At 61.9% G+C, this 23,778-nt stretch carries 16 protein-coding genes; 5 read left to right on the top strand and 11 right to left on the bottom strand.

Features of this window, described 5'->3' with window-relative positions:
* Positions 1–3: 3 nt before the first annotated feature.
* The 7 genes from J5M57_RS23300 to J5M57_RS23330 all read right to left on the bottom strand — a co-directional run bounded on the left by J5M57_RS23300 (position 4) and on the right by J5M57_RS23330 (position 10,732).
* On the bottom strand, positions 4–2,718 hold the full coding sequence (locus tag J5M57_RS23300; RefSeq protein WP_207850109.1) for a nitrate reductase: 2,715 nt from the start codon (positions 2,716–2,718) through the stop codon (positions 4–6).
* Positions 2,718–3,035: a nitrite reductase small subunit NirD gene (nirD, locus tag J5M57_RS23305; RefSeq protein WP_064586764.1), complete on the bottom strand. Its 318-nt coding sequence runs from the start codon at positions 3,033–3,035 to the stop codon at positions 2,718–2,720. Before nirD ends, J5M57_RS23300 begins: the two co-directional genes overlap by 1 nt.
* Positions 3,032–5,485 (bottom strand): nitrite reductase large subunit NirB, encoded by a 2,454-nt coding sequence (nirB, locus tag J5M57_RS23310; protein WP_064589971.1) that lies wholly within the window; start codon positions 5,483–5,485, stop codon positions 3,032–3,034. Before nirB ends, nirD begins: the two co-directional genes overlap by 4 nt.
* 309 nt (positions 5,486–5,794) lie before the next feature.
* Positions 5,795–7,465: a bifunctional protein-serine/threonine kinase/phosphatase gene (locus tag J5M57_RS23315; protein ID WP_207850108.1), complete on the bottom strand. Its 1,671-nt coding sequence runs from the start codon at positions 7,463–7,465 to the stop codon at positions 5,795–5,797.
* A 7-nt stretch (positions 7,466–7,472) separates the two neighbouring features.
* A complete protein-coding gene (locus tag J5M57_RS23320) occupies positions 7,473–8,684 on the bottom strand; it encodes a nitrate/nitrite transporter (protein WP_207850107.1) in 1,212 nt (403 codons plus the stop codon).
* A gap of 245 nt (positions 8,685–8,929) precedes the next feature.
* The gene (locus J5M57_RS23325) at positions 8,930–9,505 is read right to left on the bottom strand and encodes an ANTAR domain-containing protein (protein WP_007916390.1); all 576 of its coding nucleotides are present in this window, start codon (positions 9,503–9,505) and stop codon (positions 8,930–8,932) included.
* Between the two features lie 15 nt (positions 9,506–9,520).
* Positions 9,521–10,732, bottom strand: coding sequence for a CmpA/NrtA family ABC transporter substrate-binding protein (locus tag J5M57_RS23330; RefSeq protein WP_207850106.1), 1,212 nt, complete (start codon positions 10,730–10,732; stop codon positions 9,521–9,523).
* Positions 10,733–10,954: 222 nt separating this feature from the next.
* On the opposite strand from J5M57_RS23330, the gene J5M57_RS23335 reads away from it, so the two are divergent.
* On the top strand, positions 10,955–11,974 hold the full coding sequence (locus tag J5M57_RS23335) for a quinone-dependent dihydroorotate dehydrogenase (protein WP_169840792.1): 1,020 nt from the start codon (positions 10,955–10,957) through the stop codon (positions 11,972–11,974).
* Between the two features lie 175 nt (positions 11,975–12,149).
* Here the strand turns inward: J5M57_RS23335 and J5M57_RS23340 are convergent, their stop codons facing one another.
* Positions 12,150–12,365 (bottom strand): ribosome modulation factor, encoded by a 216-nt coding sequence (locus J5M57_RS23340; protein ID WP_003223300.1) that lies wholly within the window; start codon positions 12,363–12,365, stop codon positions 12,150–12,152.
* Between the two features lie 531 nt (positions 12,366–12,896).
* Between J5M57_RS23340 and rlmKL the strand changes: the two genes are divergently transcribed.
* Complete coding sequence (gene rlmKL / locus J5M57_RS23345) at positions 12,897–15,167, top strand: bifunctional 23S rRNA (guanine(2069)-N(7))-methyltransferase RlmK/23S rRNA (guanine(2445)-N(2))-methyltransferase RlmL (RefSeq protein WP_207850105.1); 2,271 nt, start codon at positions 12,897–12,899, stop codon at positions 15,165–15,167.
* Positions 15,168–15,311: 144 nt separating this feature from the next.
* Positions 15,312–17,693, top strand: coding sequence for a GGDEF domain-containing protein (locus tag J5M57_RS23350; RefSeq protein WP_169840788.1), 2,382 nt, complete (start codon positions 15,312–15,314; stop codon positions 17,691–17,693).
* Between the two features lie 141 nt (positions 17,694–17,834).
* Here the strand turns inward: J5M57_RS23350 and dacB are convergent, their stop codons facing one another.
* Positions 17,835–19,295, bottom strand: a complete 1,461-nt coding sequence (gene dacB / locus J5M57_RS23355) for a D-alanyl-D-alanine carboxypeptidase/D-alanyl-D-alanine-endopeptidase (protein ID WP_064586770.1) — start codon at positions 19,293–19,295, stop codon at positions 17,835–17,837.
* Between the two features lie 233 nt (positions 19,296–19,528).
* Between dacB and J5M57_RS23360 the strand changes: the two genes are divergently transcribed.
* A complete protein-coding gene (locus J5M57_RS23360; protein ID WP_007952029.1) occupies positions 19,529–19,873 on the top strand; it encodes a YggL family protein in 345 nt (114 codons plus the stop codon).
* Positions 19,874–19,927: 54 nt separating this feature from the next.
* Here J5M57_RS23360 and J5M57_RS23365 read toward each other — a convergent pair whose 3' ends face one another.
* Entirely contained in the window at positions 19,928–21,118 is a 1,191-nt protein-coding gene (locus J5M57_RS23365; protein WP_169840784.1) for a benzoate/H(+) symporter BenE family transporter, read from the bottom strand.
* 407 nt (positions 21,119–21,525) lie between these two features.
* On the opposite strand from J5M57_RS23365, the gene J5M57_RS23370 reads away from it, so the two are divergent.
* Positions 21,526–22,290 (top strand): GntR family transcriptional regulator, encoded by a 765-nt coding sequence (locus J5M57_RS23370; protein WP_007961054.1) that lies wholly within the window; start codon positions 21,526–21,528, stop codon positions 22,288–22,290.
* A gap of 183 nt (positions 22,291–22,473) precedes the next feature.
* On the opposite strand, the gene guaD is transcribed toward J5M57_RS23370, so the two are convergent.
* Entirely contained in the window at positions 22,474–23,778 is a 1,305-nt protein-coding gene (gene guaD, locus J5M57_RS23375) for a guanine deaminase (protein WP_207849563.1), read from the bottom strand.

Raw genomic sequence — 23,778 nt, forward strand, 5'->3', positions numbered from 1 at the left:
TCTTCAGATGACGGCGACCGGACGCACTTCGGCGGTCAGCAAACGCTTGATTTCCGGGACGCAGGAACCGCATTGCGTGCCGCACCCCAACTTGTTTTTCAAACCCTGCAGATCCAGACCTTCACGGATACCGGCGCAGACCGCGCTGTGGCTGACGTTCTTGCAGTTGCACAAGGTTTTGTCCGCCACAACCTGCGCGCTGGCATTGCCCGGCGGTGCACTCATCGGTGCCAGCAGCCAGCGCCGCAGTTGTTCGTCGGCACGACCCTCCAGCCACAGGCCTTGCAACCAGTGCTGAGCGAGGGTTTCGCCGGCCTGGCGGATCGCGGTGATTCGCCCGTTTTCGATGCGCACCCGTTTACCGATGGCGCGGCGAGGATCGTCATAAGCCAGCACCGGCCCGTCGATCAGGGCCAGGCACTGGTCGATTTCACGCAGTAATTGCGGTTCTGGTGCCACTGCGCTGGCTGCGCGTATCAGCAGCGCAGGCCGTTCACGTCCGACAAGGCTGAGACTTGCGTAGGAAAACGCCTCACAGAGCGGTCGAAGCGCCTCGAAATGCCGTTGAACATCGCCCTCGATCAGTGCGAACAGTTGCCATGGCAAATTCACCGGCTCCAGCCGCACACCGCTATGCTTGAGTTCCGGCTGTTTCGACAAAGGATCGAAGGCGGGCAGGGTCAGGCTGTTCACACCGCCCTTGAGGAAACGATCACCCCAGTGCATCGGCAGGAACGCCTGGCCCGGACGCACGCTGTCATCGCTGGCGACCGCCACAATCACCGCGCCCCGACGACTTTTCAGATTCACCAGATCCCCCGGCTGCAAGCGGTGACGGCGCAATTCGTCCGGATGCAGGCTCAACACAGCTTCGCTGACATGACCGAATAACTGCGCCGCCGTGCCGGTGCGGCTCATGCCGTGCCATTGATCACGCAGGCGGCCGGTGATCAGGGTCAGGGGAAAACGTGCGTCGCGTTGTTCCTTGGCGGCGCGATAGGGATCGGCAACGAACTGCGCGCGCCCGTTCGCTGTAGGAAAGATCCCGTCGCCATACAGTCGGGCTGTGCCTTGGCGAGCGCCAGCGGGGAAGGGCCATTGCTGTGGCCCCAGCTCATCAATCAACCCATGGCTGACCCCGGACAAATCCAGATCGCGTCCTCGGGTCAGTTGTTTGTACTCGTCAAAAAGCTGCGCCGGTTGTTCGAACGCAAACAGCCCCGGCTGCTGCGGGCGCAGACGCTTCTCCAGGCGTTGTGCGAAATCTACGGTGATCGCCCAGTCCGGTCGTGCTTCACCCGGTGCGGCAATGGCCTGGCGGACGTGGGAAATCCGCCGTTCGGAGTTGGTCACCGAACCTTCCTTCTCGCCCCAACTGGCCGCCGGCAACAGCAGATCGGCAAACGCTGCGGTTTCGGTGGTGCGAAACGCCTCCTGCAACACCACGAACGGACAAGTCTCCAGCGCGGCGCGCACGGCGTTCTGATCCGGCATCGATTGTGCGGGGTTGGTGCAGGCAATCCACAACGCCTTGATCTTGCCGCTGCGCACCTGTTCAAACAGTTCGATGGCGCTGAGACCGGTATTCTCCGGCAGCTTATCCACACCCCAATACGCCGCTACTTCGGCGCGGTGCTCCGGATTGGCGACTTCACGGTGACCTGGCAACAAGTTGGAAAGGCTGCCGGTTTCCCGTCCGCCCATGGCATTCGGCTGACCGGTCAGGGAGAAAGGTCCTGCACCCGGACGGCCGATTTGCCCGGTGGCCAAGTGCAGATTGATCAGCGCGCTGTTCTTCGCGCTACCAGCGGTGGATTGGTTCAGGCCCATGCACCACAGCGACAGAAAACTCGGCGCGGTGCCGATCCATTCGGCGCATTGCTGCAACTGCTCGACACTGATCCCGCACAGTTGCGACACCATCGCCGGCGTGTAGTCGCGCACCAGGCTTTTCAGCTCGGCGAGGCCATCGGTGTGAGCCTGGATGAAGTCGCGGTCGATCCAGTCTTCCCACAACAGCAGATGCAAAATTCCATGGAACAACGCGACATCGGTGCCCGGCAGAATCGCCAGATGCAGGTCCGCCAGATCGCAGGTGTCGGTGCGCCGTGGATCAATAACGACGACTTTCATCTGCGGGCGGTGGGATTTGGCTTCTTCGAGGCGGCGAAAAAGTACCGGGTGGGCGTAGGCCATGTTACTGCCGACGATCACCACGCAATCGCTCAACTCCAGGTCTTCGTAGCTGCATGGCGGTGCGTCGGCGCCGAGGCTGCGCTTGTAGCCGACCACCGCCGAAGACATGCACAGCCGCGAATTGCTGTCGATGTTATTGGTGCCGACCAGCGCCCGCGCCAGTTTGTTGAAGGCGTAGTAATCCTCGGTCAGCAACTGCCCGGAGATGTAGAACGCCACGCTGTCCGGGCCGTGTTCGGCGATGGTGTCGGTGAACACGTTGGTGGCGTGATCCAGCGCGGTGTCCCAGTCGCAACGACTGCGCGCCAAGCCTTTGCCCAGGCGCAATTCCGGGTACAACGCCCGTGCTGCCAAATCACCGGTCAGGTGCAGGGTCGAGCCTTTGCTGCACAGTTTGCCGAAGTTGGCCGGATGCGCCGGATCGCCGCTGACGCCGAGAATGCGCTCGCCGTCATGCTCGATCAGCACGCCGCAGCCGACTCCGCAATAACAGCAGGTTGAGGCGGTCGTCTGGCGGTTCATCAGACGGCGTCCCGCAGGGCCAGTTGCACGCGGCCGTTTTCGACCCGGGCCGGATGATGGTGCGCGCAGCCGATATCCGGGGCCTGGGCTTCGCCGGACTGCAGGTCGATCTGCCAGTTGTGCAACGGGCAGGCCACGCGCTTGCCGTAGATCAGGCCTTGGGACAGCGGTCCGCCCTTGTGCGGGCAGCGGTCATCGAGTGCGAAAACTTCGTCGTCGCTTGTGCGAAAGATCGCGATGTCACCTTTGGGCCCGGCGATGATCCGCGAACCGAGGGCGTTGATCTCTTCCAGGGCACAGATATCGAGCCAGTTCATGCCGGCACCTCCAGGTTTCTCACGGGGATCACGTCGAATTCTTTTTTCAGTTGCGGCTGGGCGAGGCGCTCTTTCCACGGATCCTGTTCGAACGACAGGGAGAACTGCAGGCGCTCGTTCAGGGCCTTGCGACGCTCGGGATCTTCCAGCACGGCTTTCTTGATGTGCTCCATGCCGACCCGTTGCAGATAGTGCACGGTGCGCTCGAGGTAGAACGCTTCTTCGCGGTACAGCTGCAGGAACGCGCCGTTGTATTCGCGCACTTCCTCGGCGGTCTTGAGCTTGACGAAGAACTCGGCGACTTCGGTCTTGATCCCGCCGTTGCCACCGATGTACATCTCCCAGCCGGAATCGACGCCGATGATTCCTACGTCCTTGATCCCCGCTTCCGAACAGTTGCGTGGGCATCCGGAGACCGCCAGCTTCACTTTGTGCGGCGACCACATGTTGAACAGATCGTGTTCGAGGTCGATGCCCAATTGGGTCGAATTCTGCGTGCCGAAGCGGCAGAACTCACTGCCGACGCAGGTTTTCACGGTGCGGATCGATTTGCCGTAGGCGTGGCCGGACGGCATGTCGAGGTCCTTCCACACACCGGGCAAGTCCTGTTTTTTGATCCCCAGCAAGTCGATGCGCTGGCCGCCGGTGACCTTGACCATCGGCACCTGATATTTGTCCGCCACGTCGGCGATCCGCCGCAGTTCCGACGGGTTGGTCACGCCGCCCCACATCCGTGGCACCACCGAATAGGTGCCGTCCTTCTGGATGTTGGCGTGGGCCCGCTCGTTGATCAGGCGCGACTGCGGATCGTCCTTGGCCTCGCCGGGCCAAGTGGAAATTAGGTAGTAGTTGAGGGCCGGGCGGCAGGTAGCGCAGCCGTTGGGGGTGCGCCAGTTGAGGTAGCTCATGGTGCCGGCGATGGTCAGCAGATGCTGTTCGCGAATCGCCTGGCGGATCTGGCCATGGTTGAGGTCGCTGCAACCGCAGATGGCTTTTTCGCTTTTCGGTTTGACGTCCGCCGCACCGCCGACGGTGTTGATCAGGATCTGCTCGACCAGCCCGGCGCAGGAGCCGCAGGAGCTAGCGGCCTTAGTGTGTTTCTTCACTTCGTCGACGCTGAACAGGCCGTGTTCCTGAATCGCCTTGACGATGGTGCCCTTGCACACGCCGTTGCAGCCGCAGACTTCGGCGTTGTCGGCCATGCTCATAGCCTTGTCTTGGCCCTGATGTCCTACATCGCCAAGTGCGTTTTCTCCGAACATGAGGTGATCGCGGATCTCGCCGATGGCGTGATTCTCACGAATCTGCCGGAAATACCAACCGCCATCTGCCGTATCGCCGTACAGACAAGCGCCGACCAGCACGTCATCCTTGATCACCAGTTTTTTGTACACCCCGCCGATCGGGTCGGAGAGGGTGATGGTCTCGGTGCCTTCGCCGCCCATGAAGTCGCCAGCGGAAAACAGGTCGATGCCGGTGACTTTCAATTTGGTCGACGTCACCGAGCCCTGATAACGGGCGAAACCCAATTGGGCCAGGTGGTTGGCGCAGACCTTGGCCTGTTCGAACAACGGCGCCACCAGGCCGTAGGCGATGCCACGGTGGCTGGCGCACTCGCCGATGGCATAGATGCGCGGGTCGTAGGTTTGCAGGGTGTCGTTGACCAGAATCCCGCGATTGCACGGAATGCCGGCCTTTTCCGCGAGTTCGGTGTTGGGGCGAATGCCGGCGGCCATGACCACCAGATCGGCAGGAATGATGTCGCCATTCTTGAACTGCACCGAGCCCACGCGACCGTTGCCGGCGTCGTGCAGGGCCTGGGTCTGTTCGCACAGGCGAAAGTGCAGGCCACGGGATTCGAGGGCGGTTTGCAGGAGCTGGCCACTGGTCTTGTCCAGTTGCCGCTCCAGCAGCCACTCACCGAGGTGCACCACGGTGACGTGCATGCCGCGCAGCATCAGGCCGTTGGCCGCTTCGAGGCCGAGCAGGCCGCCGCCGATCACCACGGCGTGCTTGTGGGTTTTGGCGGTGTCGATCATCGCCTGGGTGTCGGCAATGTCCCGGTAGCCGATCACGCCCTGCAAGGTGTTGCCGGGGATCGGCAGGATGAACGGGGTCGAGCCGGTGGCGATCAGCAGGCGATCGTATTCGGCCTCGGTGCCATCCTCGGCGATCACCCGGCGTTTAACCCGGTCGATCTCCACCACTTTGCGGTTGAGCAGCAGTTTGATGTTGTTTTCCAGGTACCAGTCGAGGTCGTTGAGCACAATCTCTTCGAAGGTCTGTTCGCCGGCCAGCACCGGCGACAGCAGGATGCGGTTGTAGTTGGTGTGCGGTTCGGCGCCGAAGACCGTGATGTCGTACAGCTCGTTGCTCAGCTTGAGCAGTTCTTCCAGGGTGCGAACCCCGGCCATGCCATTGCCGATCATCACCAGTTTGAGTTTTTTCATCAGGTTCTCCGGGAGCATCGGGCTTGCCTCTTGTGGGCAGTCAGGCCTTGCTCGACAAAAATGGCGCAAACAAAAAAGGCGTCCCGCCAGTTACCTAGCGAGGACGCCTTTGTCCTTGTCCCGTTCTCTCGGGAAGCCTGGCCTTCGTCGTTGAAGGTCGGGCTTTATGTCAGTTGCAAACGTTAATGCAGTGGTTGTGCCAAGTCGTGATGAGCCGCGAATTCACTGGGGTAATGCTGGAATTGGCCAGATGTTCATTGTGGTTTTTGCACTGAATGGAAGCAGCACGCTCGTTAATGGAGCGCCGCATCAGCCATGAAACAACAGAAACAGCAGCACCAGATTGCCCAGCAGTGCCAGTAACGCCAGTGTCCGCCAGACCTTCAGCGGCTCACGTTCCAGCAAGGGACGAGGGCGCACACTCAGGCTGCGGCGCTCACCTTGCTCCAGAATCAGCAACCATTCCTCGGCGGTTTCATAGCGTTGCAAAGGATCGGTCGCCACACCGCGCTCCAGACACTGCGCCAGCCACTCCGGCAGATCCGGGCGATAGCGTCCGGCACTCACCGGCACCCCGAAACGCGGGCGTTGGAAGGCTTCGATCTCGCCGTAGGGAAAATGCCCGGTGAGCAAAAAATACAAGGTCACGCCCACCGCATACAGATCCTGTTGTGCGCTGGGTGCTGCACTTTGAAAGGCCTCCGGCGCGATGAAGCTCGGGGTTCCGGGCAGGGTTGACGGTGCGTCCTGCGACAGACCGGGGCAATACGCCAGACCGAAATCCAGCAGACGCAACTCGCCGTCGTCCCCTAGGTGCAGGTTTTCCGGTTTGATGTCGCGGTGCAGGATCTGCCGTCGATGCAACAGGCCGACGGCCCGCGATAGGCGTTCGGCCAGATCCTGCCACTGAGCCAGTGGCAGCGGGCCGTTTTGTTCGAACAGCTGCGCCAGGGTTGTCCCTGAATATTCACGCATCACGTAGTACAAATGCTGACGCTGGCCGGCGCTATGGACTTCGGGAAAGTGCCGCCCTGCGACGCGTTTGAGAAACCATTCCTCCGCCAGCAAGGCCTGACCAGCCTGGGCATCGTCTGCCAGTTGTGCAGGCAAAGTCTTCAACAGCCAGGCCTGGCCCTGACCATCGAGCACGCGATACAGCAACGATTGCTGGCTGCGACTTTTAACCTCTTGAACCTGCCAGCCTTCAAAGACCTGACCCGCTTTCAGCGGCGGGGGCAGCGGCCACTGCTGCAAATGAATCAGTGCATCGCCAAGGCTGGCCTCGCCGACGGCATCCACTCGCACCAACAGCGCGCTGGCGTTGTCCTGACTGCCGGCCAGATGCGCGGCGTTGACAAGCGTTTGCGCGGCACTGTGCAGGTCCGGTTGATCGCGCAGGATTCCGGCGATGGCGGTATCGCCGAGCACCGCCCACACGCCATCGCTGAGCAGCACGAAACATTCGCCGTCACGCAATTCGCCATCGAGAAAGTCCAGCACCAGATGCTGATCCAGTCCCAGTGCGCGCTTGAGCACATGCTGCATACCGGGTTGATCCCAGACGTGATCTTCGCTGATCCGTTGCAAGGTCTCGGCATGCCAGCGATAGACCCGGCAATCACCGACGTGCGCCAGGGTAAACCGCCGGCCGCGCAGGACCAGCGCGCTGACCGTGGTGAGCAGCGGCTGGCCGCCACCGTTGGCCTGCAACCAGCGGTTTTGTGCGAGCAACAGACGATCGAGGGCCTGGGCCACGCTCCAGGTTTCCGGTGTGGCGTAGTAGTCCAGCGCCAGCGCCTGCAAGGTCGAACGCGCGGCCAGCCCGCCATCGGCGCACTGGCTGACGCCGTCGGCGATGGCGAACAGAAACCCTTTGCTGGCCGCCAGCGCCGGGGCCGGGGTCACCAGGCGCAAGGCGTCCTGATTTTCCGCGCGGGGGCCGGTGACGCTGGCTTCGGCAAAGCTCAGTTGCAGGGCCATTCGGGCCTCAAACCCGGGCAGCGGTCACGGCCGCCGAACCCCAAGTGGTTCTCCAGCGACGTTTGACTCCGTGCAGACCGAACCACGCCAACACGCCAAGGCTGGCGAACAGCCACAGCGCCAGTTGATAGCTGCCGGTGCTCTGTTTGATCGCGCCCATGCCCGCCGCCAGGGCAAACCCGCCGATGCCGCCGGCCATGCCGATCAGCCCGGTCATCACGCCGATTTCGCGACGGAAACGTTGCGGCACCAGTTGGAACACCGCGCCATTGCCCGCGCCGAGACCGAGCATGGTGCAGACGAAAAGCGCCAGTGCCGCGTAGGAGCTCGGCAGGTTGAAGCCGACCGCTGCGATACAAACTGCGGCCACCGTATACATCGCCAGCAGCGTGCGAATACCACCGAAACGGTCAGCCAGCGCGCCACCCAGTGGACGCATCAGGCTGCCACCGAACACGCAGGCAGCGGTGTAATAACCGGCGGTCACCGGGCTCAGGCCGTATTGATCGTTGAAGTAGCCGGGCAGGGCGCTGGCCAGGCCGATGAAGCCGCCGAAGGTGACGCTGTAGAAAAACATGAACCACCAGCTGTCGCGATCGCCCAGGGCCTTGAAGTAGTCGGCCATGGATTTGGCTTTCGGCCGCTCCGGCGCGTTTTTCGCCAGCCAGGCGAACAGCACCAGGGTCAGGAGCAGCGGGATCAGGGCGAAACCGAACACATTGCTCCAGCCAAACGCCGCCGCCAGCACCGGAGCGATCAGCGCCGCGAACACAGTCCCGGAATTGCCGGCTCCAGCGATGCCCATCGCCTTGCCCTGATGCTCCGGCGGATACCACTGCGAGGCCAGGGGCAGGGCCACGGCGAACGAGGCGCCGGCCATGCCGAGGAACAGGCCGAGCAGCAGGGCCTGTTCGTAACTGTGGATGCCGAGTTTCCAGGCACCGAACAGCGCACAGATCACGATCACCTGACCGATCAGGCCGGCGGTTTTCGGCGACAGGCGATCGGCGAGCATGCCCATCGCAAAGCGCAATACCGCGCCGGCCAGAATCGGCGTGGCCACCACGAGGCCACGCTGTTGGGTGGTCAGGTGCAGGTCGGCGGCAATCTGCACCGCCAGCGGGCCGAGCAGGTACCAGACCATGAAGCTCAGGTCGAAATACAGGAAGGCTGCGAACAGGGTCGGGGTGTGGCCGGATTTCCAGAAGCTTTTATTCATCGCGCACCTCAGCTGTAGAGAATCTCGAGAAGGAGTCAGAACCAGCACAGTGGGGCGCCGCCACGGCCGCACCACCGGCCCCGGGCTGTGGGGCCAAAACGCAAAAACGCCGCTACCCGGATCGCCGAAAGGGGCGAAGAAGGTGAGCGACGTCTTTGTCGTAGGTGGGGCAACCGCCGTTGGTTACCTGTAGGGATTGCTTAGCGAGATTTGTGCCAAGTCAAAATCAACAGCAGCGCAAGGCTTCAGCCAAGCAACTCGCTCATGGCAATGATCTGTTCCGCCACCTGAATCAGTTTCTGCTGGCGGCTCATGGCCTGGCGGCGCATCAGGGTGTAGGCCTCTTCTTCATTGCAGTCCTTCATTTTCATCAGCAGGCCCTTAGCCAATTCGATGCGTTTGCGCTCGGCCAGTTGCTGATCGCGGGCCTGAAGCTGAGCGCGCAAGGCCTGATCGCTCTCAAAGCGGGCCATGGCCACGTCGAGAATCGGCTGCAAGCGTTGTGCGTGTATGCCCTCGACGATGTAGGCACTGACCCCGGACTTGATCGCCTGACGCATCACGCCGGGGTCATGTTCGTCGGTGAACATCACGATCGGCCGTGGCTGGTCGCGGCTGACCAGCACCACTTGCTCCATCACATCGCGGCTCGGTGACTCGGTATCGATCAGGATCACGTCCGGGCGCACCGTTTCGACGCGCGCCGGCAGGTCAATGGTCAGGCCCGACTCGTCGATCACCTCGAAACCGGCCTCGGTCAAAGCAGCTTTCAGGCGTCCGACTTTTTTCGCGGTGTCGTTGATCAGCAGAATGCGCAGCATGTTCGCGGTCTCCTGTCAGCGGTGGGCGAGAAGGGGTGCGCTGTCGTTCAGCGCGTGGAGCTTGAAGCTCCGGGCGTAGGCGGCCGGGTCGCTGCCGTCCCAGATTTTGCCGTCGATCAACTGGCTGCTGCGCATGTCCTTGCCCCAGGCCGCGACGCCTACAGCAGTCGCCGCGTCGCGATAGATCTCCAGTTGTTGTACCTGACGGGCGACGGCGAGGTAATCCGGGTCATCGCGCAGCAAACCCCAACGGCGGAACTGGGTCATGAACCACATGCCGTCCGACAGATACGGCAGATTCACCGCCCCATCGCCGTGAAAGCGCAAGGCGTGCGGGTCCTGCCAGCGATTGCCCAGGCCATCGTCGTAGTCGCCGAGAAAGCGCGGCTCGATGCAGGACACCGGGGCGTCGAGGTATTCCGCAGCGCTCAGCAACTGCGCGGTGCTGCGGCGGTTTTCCGGGCTTTCTTCGATGAAACGGCTGGCTTCGAGGATCGCCATCACCAGCGCCCGGGCGGTGTTGGGATTCTGCTCGACGAAGGCGCGGGTACAGCCGAGGACTTTTTCCGGGTGATCGGGCCAGATGGTCTGGCTGGTGGCCAGCGTGAAACCGAGATCCTGCTGCACGGCGCTAGCCGCCCACGGCTCGCCGACGCAGAGGCCATCAATGCGTCCGGCCTGCAAGTGCGCGACCATTTGCGGCGGCGGCACCACCACGCTGTCGACATCCTGCAACGGATGAATGCCCTGGCTCGCCAGCCAGTAATACAGCCACATGGCATGGGTGCCGGTCGGGAAGGTCTGGGCGAAAGTCAGTTTTGCGCGGGTTTGGTGCACATGGTGGTGCAGCGCTTCAGGACCGGTCACGCCCAGGCCCTGCAAACCGTGGGACAGGTTCAGGCTCTGACCGTTCTGGTTCAGGCCCATCAGCACTGCCATGTCGGTCGGCGCGACACCGCCAATCCCCAGGTGCACCGCGTAGATCAGGCCGTAGAGGCTGTGGGCGGCATCGAGTTCGCCGCTGACCAGATTGTCCCGCAGGTTGGCCCAGGAACTCTGGCGCTTGAGGTTCAGGGTCAGCCCATAAGGCTGGGCGAAGCCCTGAGTGGCCGCGACCACCAGCGAGGCGCAGTCGCTCAGGGCCATGAAGCCCAGGTTGATCACGCTCTTTTCCGGAGCATCGCTGCCGTTGACCCAGGCCAGCGGCCCGGCGGAGGTTTGAGTCATGAAAGCCACCCTCAAAAAAAACGTCGTCCCAGGCTTTGCCCGCGCAAAACCGAGAGACGACGCCATTGTCCTTGCCTGCACGCCACCATTGGCCTGCGGGCTGATGCCGAGGAAGGTGCAAGGCATATGCCATGCGCACGGATTTACCCGTGCGCCTCGCGCGGCGGGGCGTTGCCCGGCTATAATCGCCGCCTCTTTTCGCCGCCCGAGTCATCGCCGCCCATGTACACCCTGGCCCGTCAGCTGTTGTTCAAACTTTCCCCGGAAACCTCCCACGATCTGTCGCTGGATCTGATCGGCGCGGGTGGGCGTTTGGGCCTCAATGGCATGCTGTGCAAGAAACCGGCAAACGTGCCGGTGACGGTCATGGGGCTGGACTTCCCGAACCCGGTGGGGCTCGCGGCCGGTCTGGACAAGAACGGCGCGGCCATCGACGGCTTTTCGCAACTGGGATTCGGTTTTGTCGAAATCGGCACCGTGACTCCACGTCCGCAGCCGGGCAACCCGAAACCACGGATCTTCCGCCTGCCGGAAGCCGAGGCGATCATCAACCGCATGGGCTTCAACAACCTCGGTGTCGATCACCTGCTGGCGCGGGTTGCGGCGGCCAAGTACAAGGGCGTGCTGGGGATCAACATCGGCAAGAACTTCGACACCCCGGTCGAGCGCGCAGTGGATGACTACCTGATCTGCCTGGACAAGGTGTATGCCCACGCCAGCTATGTGACGGTCAACGTCAGCTCGCCGAACACCCCGGGCCTGCGCAGCCTGCAGTTCGGTGATTCGCTCAAGCAGTTGCTGGCGGACCTGGCGACGCGCCGCGCTGAACTGGCCCTGCGTCACGGCAAGCACGTGCCGCTGGCGATCAAGATCGCCCCGGACATGACCGACGAAGAAACCGCGCAGGTTGCTCAGGCGTTGATCGAAACCGGGATGGACGCGGTGATCGCCACCAACACCACCCTTAGCCGCGTCGGCGTCGAAGGCATGGAGCATGGTGACGAGGCGGGCGGTCTGTCCGGCGCCCCGGTACGCGACAAGAGCACCCACACCGTCAAGGTGCTGGCGGCAGAGCTGGGTGGTCGGTTGCCGATCATCGCGGCTGGCGGCATCACCGAAGGCAAGCACGCGGCCGAGAAGATCACTGCCGGTGCGAGCCTGGTGCAGATTTACTCCGGGTTCATCTACAAAGGTCCGGCGCTGATTCGTGAATCGGTCGACGCGATCGCCGCCCTGCGCTGAGGATTGCTGAGGGCTTCTGTGGCGAGGGAGCAAGCTCCCTCGCCACATCGATTTTTTTCAGGCAATAAAAAGGGCTCCTCGAAGGAGCCCCTGGGCCGCAGCCCGCCGTCCGGGAAGGACGTGCATGGTAAGTCGCTAGAAATTCAGATTGTCGTGTTGCAATAAGTGCCCTGTGTCAGCCGACGGCGTGAAGTTCGTTGAGTCTGTGGATCCCCGCAGTGCCGGTCATACCGTCCCAGTTGTCGCCGCGTCCTTCTCGCCAGCCGTTGATCCAGGCTTGACGTACCGACGGTAGAGTAAATGGGCAAAGCTCGCGGGATTTGCCACCAACGCCATATTGATATCCGCGCAAAAATGCTCTTTCCAACGGATCACGCTTAAGTCTTCTCATAGGGTGTTTCCCTCACTTGTTGACTGTTTGTGTCGCGTCGACCTCAACCGAGGTCTGGCAGAAAAACTCTGCCGTGGTGCGGCTCGCTGCCGGCGTGGCGAGCCAAGGTGTTGACGCCGTTGCGACGTCAACCTGTGGTCAGTTCTAACCAATGAGTCACACAGAGGGAATGATCGTTTTGTCATAAGGACGTAACGAAAATAGTGCTACAGCCATAAGTAACGACGGGTTTCATGAATGTTTTTTCAGCAAACCCCGGTATGATCGGGCCCGCGCTGGATGATGGGGTTAATCCTTTAGTGAGAATGACCCACGTTTACGCTCGGTTAATAAGCGACGAAGGGTCGCTTTAAGACTTTTTGTTTCATCAACTTTTTTATCTGTCCCGGCATCTAAGCTCCTTTAACCCGAGCAGCGGGGATGGAACGGCACACCTTCGTGCCACGCGGGCGCTCTTTTAGAAAAGCGCCTGATTGAAAACCGGATCGGCAATGCGTTGCCGGTTCACTAGCCAAAGGCTCTGGAAATACCATGTCCGATCGTTTCGAACTCTTCCTCACTTGCCCAAAAGGCCTTGAAGGCCTGCTCATCGAGGAAGCCGTCGGGCTTGGCCTTGAAGACGCCCGCGAGCACACCTCCGCCGTGCGTGGCATGGCGACCATGGAAACCGCTTATCGCCTGTGCCTCTGGTCGCGTCTGGCCAACCGCGTGCTGCTGGTGCTCAAGCGTTTCCCGATGAAGGACGCCGAAGACCTGTACCACGGCGTGCTGGATGTCGAGTGGCAGGACCACATGCTCAGCGACGGCACGCTGGCTGTTGAATTCAGCGGCCACGGCTCGGGCATCGACAACACCCATTTCGGCGCCTTGAAGGTCAAGGACGCCATCGTCGACAAACTGCGCACCCCGCAGGGCGACCGTCCGTCCATCGACAAGCTCAACCCGGACCTGCGCATTCACCTGCGCCTGGATCGCGGCGAAGCGATCCTGTCCCTCGATCTCTCCGGCCACAGCCTGCATCAGCGCGGTTACCGCCTGCAGCAGGGCGCTGCACCGCTGAAGGAAAACCTCGCAGCGGCGATCCTGATCCGTTCCGGCTGGCCGCGCATTGCGGCCGAAGGCGGCGCGCTGGCTGACCCGATGTGCGGTGTCGGTACGTTCCTGGTCGAAGCCGGCATGATCGCCGCCGACATGGCGCCGAACCTGCGTCGCGAGCAGTGGGGCTTCACCGCGTGGCTGGGACACGTCCCGGCGCTGTGGAAAAAACTCCATGAAGAAGCCGTCGAGCGTGCCGCTGCCGGTCTGGCCAAGCCGCCGCTGTGGATTCGCGGTTACGAAGCCGACCCGCGCCTGATTCAGCCGGGCCGCAACAACGTCGAGCGTGCCGGCCTGAGTGAGTGGATCAAGATCTATCAGGGCGAAGTCGCGACCTTCGAGCCGCGCCCGGACCAGAACCAGAAAGGTCTGGTGATCTGCAACCCGCCGTACGGCGAGCGTCTGGGTGACGAAGCCAGCCTGCTTTATCTCTACCAGAACCTCGGTGAGCGTCTGCGTCAGGCGTGCCTGAACTGGGAAGCGGCGGTGTTCACCGGTGCGCCGGAGCTGGGCAAGCGCATGGGCATCCGCAGCCACAAACAGTATTCGTTCTGGAACGGCGCGCTGCCGTGCAAGCTGCTGCTGATCAAGGTTCTGCCGGATCAGTTTGTCACCGGCGAGCGGCGCACGCCTGAACAGCGTCAGGCCGAGCGCGAGCAAGCGGCTTACGATCAGACCCCGAACGAGCCGCAAGAGCGCAAGTTCAACAAGAACGGCAACCCGATCAAGCCAGCGCCAGCCCCGGCGCCAGTGATCGAACAGCCGCGCCTGAGCGAAGGCGGGCAGATGTTTGCCAACCGCCTGCAGAAAAACCTCAAGGCGATGAGCAAGTGGGTCAAGCGCGAAGGCATCGACTGCTACCGCGTCTACGATGCCGACATGCCGGAATACGCCATGGCCATCGACCTGTACCACGACTGGGTGCACGTGCAGGAATACGCCGCGCCGAAGTCGATCGACCCGGAAAAGGCCTCGGCGCGCATGTTCGACGCCCTGGCGGCGATCCCGCAGGCGTTGAACGTCGACAAGAGCCGCGTGGTGGTCAAACGCCGCGAGCGCCAGAGCGGCACCAAGCAGTACGAGCGTCAGGCCGCGCAGGGCAAGTTCAATGAGGTCAGTGAAGGCGGCGTCAAGCTGCTGGTGAACCTCACCGACTACCTCGACACCGGGCTGTTCCTCGACCACCGCCCGATGCGCATGCGCATTCAGAAAGAGGCGGCCGGCAAACGCTTCCTCAATCTGTTCTGCTACACCGCGACCGCCAGCGTGCACGCAGCCAAGGGCGGCGCGCGCAGCACCACCAGCGTCGACCTGTCGAAAACCTACCTCGACTGGGCGCGCCGCAACCTGTCGTTGAACGGCTTCTCCGACAAGAACCGTCTGGAGCAGGGCGACGTGATGGCGTGGCTGGAAAGCAGCCGCGACGAGTACGACCTGATCTTCATCGACCCGCCGACCTTCTCCAACTCCAAGCGCATGGAAGGCATCTTCGACGTGCAGCGTGATCAGGTGCAGTTGATCGACCTGGCGATGGCACGTCTGGCGCCGGGGGGTTTGCTGTATTTCTCCAACAACTTCCGCAAGTTCCAGTTGGAGGAGAACCTGGCCGAGCGTTACGCGGTCGAGGAAATCAGCGCGCAGACCATCGATCCGGATTTTGCCCGCAACACCAAGATCCACCGCGCCTGGAAAATCACGGCGCGTTGACACCCTGCTGAGTTGGATCCACAGAGCCTTGATTTTTAAAGGCTCTTGGATCCGTTCAGTGCTAGCCAAATTAATGGCTAATAGCTATAACTCACTCATGGCCAATGGGGTTTTCCCGGAACACTGGCGTAGTGAGTTGCCCTTATGTCGTTGCACCCCGTGCGCCCGAAGATTCTGGGTTTTATCAGCGAAGACGTCTCGGCCTGGCTGGTCGCGCTGCTGGTATTGCTCGCCGGCGGGATTCTCACGGGGCTGCTCGCCTGGGCCACCCTCAATCAGTTTCACCATCAATTGCTGCAGCGTTTCCAGCTGCTCGCCAATGAGCGCTACAGCCGCATCGAAGAGCGCTTTCAGGACCAAGAGCAACGCCTCGACGGCCTGCGCCGTTTCTTCGCCAACTCCGAATCGGTGTCCCGTGCCGAGTTCGACGGCTACACCCAACCGTTATTGCTGCGTACCCAGGCCTATTCGTTTGCGCCAAGGATCAGTGCGGCCGAGCGCCCGGCGTTCGAGCAGCGTGTACGCGATGAAGGCCTGAGCACCTTTACCATTCGAGAACTCAACGCACAGGGCGAACTGCAACTGGCGGCCATCCGTGACGAATACGTGCCGGTGTTGTACAGCCAGACCCAAAGCCGCCTCGGTTCGCCACTGGGTTACGACTTGCTCGCGCAGCCACTGCGCCGCGACACCCTGCAGCGCGCCGAAAAACTCGGCAATCTGGCGGTGTCGCAACCGTTGCACCTGGTGAGTATCGAGCCGTCCTATGCGCGCGGTGTGCTGCTGGTGGCACCGGTGAGCCGTGGGGCCGGGCAGCGGCCGTTCGGCTACGTAATGGCGGTGATCAGCATGCGCCAGTTGCTCGCCGATGGCTTGCCGGACGTGCTCCATGATTACCTTTCGGTGCGCATTCTCGATCTGTCGACCAACGATCAGCACGAGGTGTTGTTCGAGTCGAGCAATCAGCCGGCTGCCAGTGATTTGTCAGCAACGCGCCTTGTGCGCATGGCCGATCACGACTATCAGGTCGATATCCTGCCAAGCGAAGCGTTTATGCAGGCCAACCATTCGTCAGTCGGCAGTGTGGTGATTCTCGGCGGATTATTGAGCGTATTGCTCAGCGCCTTGCTCTATGTCCTGGTCAGCCAACGCCAGCGCGCCTTGCGCATGGTCGAGCTGCGCACCCAGGAACTGCACGAGCGTGAACAGGAATTGCGCGGTACCCACGGCCAGTTGCGCGGCGTACTGAACGCGGCGACGCAAGTGGCGATTATCGCCACCGACCTGCGCGGGGTGATCAACACCTTCAACCCCGGCGCGGAACAGATGCTCGGCTACAGCAGCGCCGATGTTGTCGGCCATATGACGCTGGAAAACCTGCACCTGCCGCGGGAGCTGGCAGCGCGATCAGCGGAATTGAGTGCGCGTTACGGCAAGGTCATTCCGACCTGCCATGCGATGCTGGTCGAGGGCGGCGAGGTTGGCGGCCATGAAGCGCGCGAATGGACGCTGGTGCGCAGCGACGGCAGCCACCTGCCGGTGAACATGCTCGCTACGCCGGTCCTGGACGAGCAAGGGTTGTGGGTCGGGCATCTGGCGATCTGCATCGACATCACCGAACGCAAGCGCGTGCACGAGGCGCTGGCGGCGCGGGATGTGCTGCTGAAAAAACTCAGCGCCCACGTGCCCGGTGGCATCTACCAGTTCAAGATGGAATTCGACGGGCGCTTCAGCGTGATCTACGCCAGCGACGGCATTCGCGAAATCTACGAGCTGGAGCCGGACGTGTTGCTGCTTGATGCCGAGGCGATCTTTTCCCGTATCCACCCGCAGGACATCACTCGCGTGCGCAGCTCGATCCGCGCCTCGGCGGACAACCTCAGCCCCTGGCGCGAGGAATACCGCGTGCAACTGCCCGCGCGCGGCCTGCGCTGGGTCCGCGGTGAGGCGACGCCGGAAGAACTGCCAGGCGGTGGGGTGCTGTGGCACGGCTACATCTCGGACATTTCCGACCTGAAGCGGGTGGAAGAAGAATTGCGGGCGCTGTCGGTGACCGACTCACTGACCGGCATCCACAACCGCCGCTATTTCCAGGAGCGCCTGACCACCGAAATGGCCCGGGTCGAGCGCGGTGGTGGCGAGCTGTCGGTGATCATGCTCGACATCGACCACTTCAAACGGATCAACGACCAGTTCGGCCATGCCGTGGGCGACCGCGTATTGCAGGCCGTGTGCGAGCGCATCGGCCATCGTTTGCGGCGCACCGATGTGTTCTGTCGTCTGGGCGGCGAGGAATTCATGGTGCTGTGCCCGGACATCGACGGCGAGCATGCGTACATGCTGGCGGTGGAATTGTGGCAGGGCTTGCGCAGTGCGCCGGTGGACGTGGTCGGGGTGGTGACGGCCAGTTTCGGCATCGCCAGCTGGCGGCCGGGGGAGGGCGCGGATGCGCTGTTGTTGCGGGCGGATTCGGGGGTGTATGCGGCGAAGCAGGGTGGGCGCGATCGGGTTGAGCAGATGAGTTAGGCCGTTACGCCCATCCACTGTGGATAGCGGTTTTTGTGGCGAGGGAGCTTGCTCCCGCTTGAGTGCGCAGCGTTCACACTCTCTTTGGGGCCGCTGCGCAGCCCAGCGGGAGCAAGCTCCCTCGCCACAAAAGCGTTGCTGTTAGAGGGCTGAAGCCGTCTGCGGCAAGCGCGGCTGCTTGTACAGATCCAGCAGCACCTGATCCAGCACCGACGACGCGCCGAACGGTGCCTTGTCGTTGAGGATCGCCACCACCGCCCAGGTATTGCCGTTGACGTCGCGGCTGAAACCGGCGATGGCACGCACGGTGTTCAAGGTGCCGGTCTTGACGTGGGCTTCACCGCGCATCGCGGTGGTCTTCAGGCGTTTGCGCATGGTGCCGTCGGTACCGGCAATCGGCAGCGAGCTGATGTACTCGGCAGCGTACGGGCTGTGCCAGGCGGCTTGCAGCATGTTGGCCATCTCGCGGGCACTGACGCGTTCAGCGCGCGACAGCCCGGAGCCGTTTTCCATCACCAGGTGCGGCGCGGTGATGCCTTTTTTCGCCAGCCACTGGCGGACCACGCGTTGTGCGGCCTTGGCATCGTCACCGTCGGCTTCGTTGCGGTATTTCTGGCCCAGGCTCAGGAACAGCTGCTGAGCCATGGTGTTGTTACTGTATTTGTTGATGTCGCGGATGATTTCCGCCAGATCCGGCGAATAGGCGCGGGCCAGCAGCTTGGCACTGCTCGGGGTCGCGGCGAGGCGATCCTTGCCCTGGATGCTGCCGCCCAGTTCTTTCCAGATCGCGCGCACGGCGCCGGCGGTGTAGGTCGCGTGGTCGAGCAGCGACAGGTAAGTCTGCGAGCTGCAGCCATCGCCCAGTTGGCCGGCGACGGTCACGGTCACGCTGCCGTCAGGTTGGGTCACCGGGTTGTAGCGTACGCCGCCGGTGCACTGCTTGGAGTTGAGCGCCTTGACCGTGTTTTCGATGCGCACGCTGGCGATCGGCGGTTCTACCGAGATCAGCACCCGGCCACCGTCATTGCGCGCGACGAAGCGCAGGGCCTTGAGGTTGACCAGCAGCGAGTCGGGTTTGACCAGGAACGGCTTGTTCTCGTCGTTGCCGTCGTCGTTGAACTCGGGCAGTTGCGGCTGGATGAAGAAGCTGCGGTCGAGGATCAGGTCGCCGGTGACCTGGGTCACGCCGTTGGCGCGCAGGTCGCGCATCAGCAGCCAGAGTTTTTCCATGTTCAGCTTCGGGTCACCGCCACCCTTGAGGTACAGGTTGCCGTTGAGGATACCGCCGCTCAGATCGCCGTCGGTGTAGAACTCGGTTTTCCACTGATGGTTGGGGCCGAGCATTTCCAGCGAGGCATAGGTGGTGACCAGTTTCATGGTCGAGGCTGGGTTGACCGAGACGTCCGCGTTGTACACGGTCGGGTTGCCGGGGCCGTCCAGCGGGATCATCACCAGCGACAGCGCAGTGGGCTGCAGTTTGCTGGCCTTGAGGGCTTTTTCGACGTTAGGGGTGAGCGCGGTGTTGATGGTGGCTGCAGAAACCGGCAGGGCCAGGGGCAGAAGAAGGCCGGCGAGAAACAGTGGACGCAACGATTTGATCATATGAAATAAAACCCTGCAGAAGAGGGGGAAATAACGAGGGCATGGATGAAAAAGCCCTCAGTGGTCATGAAAGTGTCGGCATTATGCCCCAAGGTGTAACAGCTTGTGCCTTGCCCGAGACGGCCATTTCGTTATTTTTTTACAGGCGGTCGGCCTCAGCGCCCAGAGAGTCGGGCAATTGACCGCTTAAACTGGTAAAGTGCCGGCCGTTATTACTTAAGAGGATTGTTCCAATGGCGACTAACCGTTCCCAGCGTCTGCGCAAAAAACTGTGCGTCGATGAATTTCAAGAGCTGGGTTTCGAACTGAACCTGGGCTTCAAAGAAGACCTGTCCGAAGAAGCCATTGACGCTTTCCTCGAAGCATTCATCAAAGAAGCCATGGAAGCCAACGGTCTGGGCTATGTCGGCGGCGACGACTTCGGTCTGGTTTGCCTGCAGAAGCGTGGTTCGGTCTCCGAAGAGCAGCGTGCTGCTGTTGAAGCCTGGCTGAAAACCCGCTCCGAGCTGACTTCTACTGAAATCAGCCCGCTGCTGGACGTTTGGTATCCGGAAAAGCCGATCAACGCGGCTAAGTGATACTGAAAAAAACGGCGACCTGAGGGTCGCCGTTTTTTTATGCCGGTTTTTTACTCAGGCCTTGCGCCAGTTGAGGATCAGCAAGGTCAACACCCCCGCGACAATCCCCCAGAATGCCGACCCGATGGAAAATAGCGTCAGCCCCGACGCCGTGACCATGAAGGTAATCAGCGCCGCTTCACGTTCCTTCACCTCGCTCATGGCAATGCTCAGACCGTTGATGATCGAACCGAACAACGCCAGCGCGGCAATCGACAGCACCAGTTCTTTCGGCAGCGCAGCAAACAACGCCGCCAACGTGGCGCCGAACACCCCGGCAATCCCGTAGAAAATCCCGCACCAGACGGCGGCGGTATAGCGTTTGTTGCGATCCTCGTGAGCGTGCGGCCCGGTGCAGATCGCCGCGCTGATCGCCGCAAGGTTGATGCCGTGGGAACCGAATGGCGCCAGCAGCAGCGAGGCGATGCCGGTGGTGGTGATCAGTGGCGAGGCCGGCACGTTATAGCCGTCGGCGCGCAGCACGGCGATGCCGGGCATGTTCTGCGAGGTCATGGCCACCACGAACAGCGGGATGCCGATGCTGATGGTCGCGGCCAGCGAGAAGTGCGGGGTGGTCCACACCGGCGTCGCCACTTCCAGGTGAAAACCGCTGAAATCCAGCAGGCCCATGAAGCCCGACAGTGCCGTGCCGATCAGCAATGCCGCCAGTACGGCGTAACGTGGTGACAGGCGTTTGACCACCAGATAGGTGAAGAACATGCCCAAGACCAGCCCGGTGCGGTGCTGCGCCGCGACGAAGATTTCGCTGCCGATCTTGAACAGAATCCCCGCCAGCAACGCCGCCGCCAGCGACGCCGGGATCTTTTTCACCAGGCGTTCGAAGCTGCCGGTCAGGCCGCAGATCGTAACCAGCACCGCGCAAGTGATGTAGGCGCCGATGGCCTCGCCATAGGTAACGCCGCCCAGGCTGGTGATCAGCAGGGCCGCGCCCGGGGTCGACCAGGCGATGGTGATCGGCGTGCGATAACGCAGCGACAGGCCGATCGAGCACACCGCCATGCCGATCGAGATCGCCCAGATCCACGAGGAAATCTGCCCGCTGCTCAAACCCGCCGCTTGCCCGGCCTGAAACATCAGCACCAGGGAACTGGTGTAGCCGGTCATCATCGCGATGAACCCGGCAACGATGGCCGAAGGCGAAGTGTCGGCGAGAGGGCGCAGTCGGGTGTAAGTGGCGTCGTTCATGACGGCGGTGTTCCTTTTTATAGAAGCGATGAATCCAACAGGTCGGTGTGCGTGCCCGGTTTTCGTGGCGAGGGAGCTTGCTCCCGCTGGGCAGCGAAGCTGCCCTAATATGAGCGACGCGGTCTTTCAATCCAATCGCGTCGTCTGGGTTTACGACTGCTGCGCAGTCGAGCGGGAGCAAGCTCCCTCGCCACAATGTTCGTTAGGCGGCGGTTTTGGGGTTTAAGCCTAAACTCAATCGTAACGGATCGTTGCAATACAGCCGTGGTCACAAACAGCCATACAGTCGTGTTGCCACCATCCATTGTGTACAATCGCGCTGTTTTTTACGCGATACTTGCCAGCGACCTACTGTGCCGTATTACAGTCACGGTCTATTCGCCGCAGTTCTCCCGACTCGAGTGCCCATGAACGAACAGTTGCAACCCCTCAAGAAACAACCGCGAGCAGGCAAAGCCGGCCGTAGCGGAACCCAGGACGATATTGTCTACGCGCATATCTTCGAGGCCATCCTCGAACAGCGTCTGGCGCCCGGCACCAAGTTGAGCGAAGAAGCGCTGGGGGAAATCTTCGGGGTCAGCCGCACCATCATTCGCCGCGCACTCTCGCGTCTGGCCCATGAAGGCGTGGTGCTGTTGCGGCCGAACCGTGGCGCCGTGGTCGCCAGCCCGAGCGTTGAAGAAGCGCGTCAGGTGTTCATGGCCCGCCGTCTGGTGGAGCGCGCGATCACTGAGTTGGCCGTACAGCACGCCACCGCCGAGCAGATCGCCGAACTGCGGCAGATGGTCAACGACGAGCGCGACAGCTTCTCCCGTGGCGATCGCGGTGCCGGCATCCGTCTGTCGGGCGAATTCCACCTGAAACTGGCGGAAGCGGCGAAAAACGCACCCCTGATCAGCTTCCAGCGCAGCCTGGTCTCGCAGACCTCGCTGATCATCGCTCAGTACGAAAGCGGCAACCGCTCGCATTGCTCCTACGACGAGCACACCCAGTTGATCGACGCCATCGAAGCGCGCAACGGTGAGCTGGCGGTGGACCTGATGATGCATCACATGGACCACATCGACAGCAAGCTCAACCTCGACGAGGAAAGTGCGTCGGATGATCTGCATGCGGTGTTTTCGCATTTGTTGCAGACCAAGAAGCCTGGGCGTCCGGCGGCCAAGCTCTGAGCTGATACCGAGTCGCTCCAATCGCGAGCAGGCTCACTCCTACAGTGGATCTTCAGTGGCCACAAAATGTGTGAACAACAAAGATCACTGTAGGAGTGAGCCTGCTCGCGATAGCAATCGGACAAGCAATAAAAATCCCCCGGGGTGAACACCTCCGGGGGATTTTTTATGCCTCGGGAAAACTCAGCGCTGATGCACCAGCGCACCCGCCGCATACGTCTGTTGCACCGTGCGGTCATCCCCCAACGTCATCAACACGAACAACGTCTCGGCAATGTTGTTGGCCTGCTTCAAGCGGTAGCTCAGCAGTGGCGTGGCGTTGTAGTCCAGCACCAGGAAGTCGGCATCGGAGCCCGGTTGCAGGTTGCCGATCTTGTCTTCCAGACGCAGCGCCCGCGCACCTCCCAGGGTCGCCAGGTACAGCGACTTGAACGGGCTCAGGCGCGCACCCTGCAACTGCATCACTTTGTAGGCTTCGTTCAGAGTCTGCAGCAGCGAGAAACTGGTGCCGCCACCGATATCCGTGCCCAGGCCGACATTCAGTTTGTGCTTCTCGGCCATCGGCAGGTTGAACAGGCCGCTGCCGAGGAAGAAGTTCGAGGTCGGGCAGAACGAGATCGCCGAGCCGGTTTCCGCCAGACGCGCACATTCGTCATCGCACAGGTGCACGCCGTGGGCGAATACCGAGCGCTCGCCGAGCAGTTTGTAGTGATCGTAAACGTCGAGGTAGCCCTTGCGCTCCGGGAACAGCTCCTTGACCCACTCGATTTCCTTGAGGTTTTCGCTGATGTGGGTCTGCATGTACAGATTCGGGTATTCGCTCAGCAACTGGCCGGCAAGGGTCAGTTGTTCCGGGGTGCTGGTCGGCGCGAAACGTGGCGTGACCGCATAGTGCAGGCGGCCCTTGCCATGCCAGCGCTCGATCAGCGCCTTGCTCTCGACGTAGCTGGATTCGGCGGTGTCGGTCAGATAGTCCGGGGCATTGCGGTCCATCATTACCTTGCCGGCGATCATCCGCAGATCAAGCTTCTCGGCGGCCTCGAAAAACGAATTGACCGACTGCGGGTGCACGCTGCCGAACACCAGCGCGGTGGTGGTGCCGTTGCGCAGCAGTTCCTTGATGAAAATGTCCGCGACTTCATCCGCGTGGTTCTTGTCGCCGAACTGGCTTTCGCACGGGAAGGTGTAGGTGTTGAGCCAGTCCAGCAGTTGCTCGCCGTAGGCACCGACCATGCCGGTTTGCGGCAGGTGGATGTGGGTGTCGATGAAGCCCGGGGTGATCAGCGCGTCCTGGTAGTGCTCGATTTCGATGTCCGCCGGCAAGGTCGGCAGCAAGTCGCTGGCGTGGCCGAGGGCGCTGATCTTGCCGCCATCGACCACCAGCAGGCCGTCCTCGAAATATTCGTAGGAGGCTTCGATCCCGACTTCGGCGGGGTCGGCGATGCTGTGCAGGATGGCGGCGCGGTAGGCTTTGCGAGTCAGAGGCAT

Source organism: Pseudomonas sp. 86_A (genome assembly GCF_017491705.1).
Taxonomy (GTDB): Bacteria; Pseudomonadota; Gammaproteobacteria; order Pseudomonadales; family Pseudomonadaceae; genus Aquipseudomonas; species Aquipseudomonas koreensis.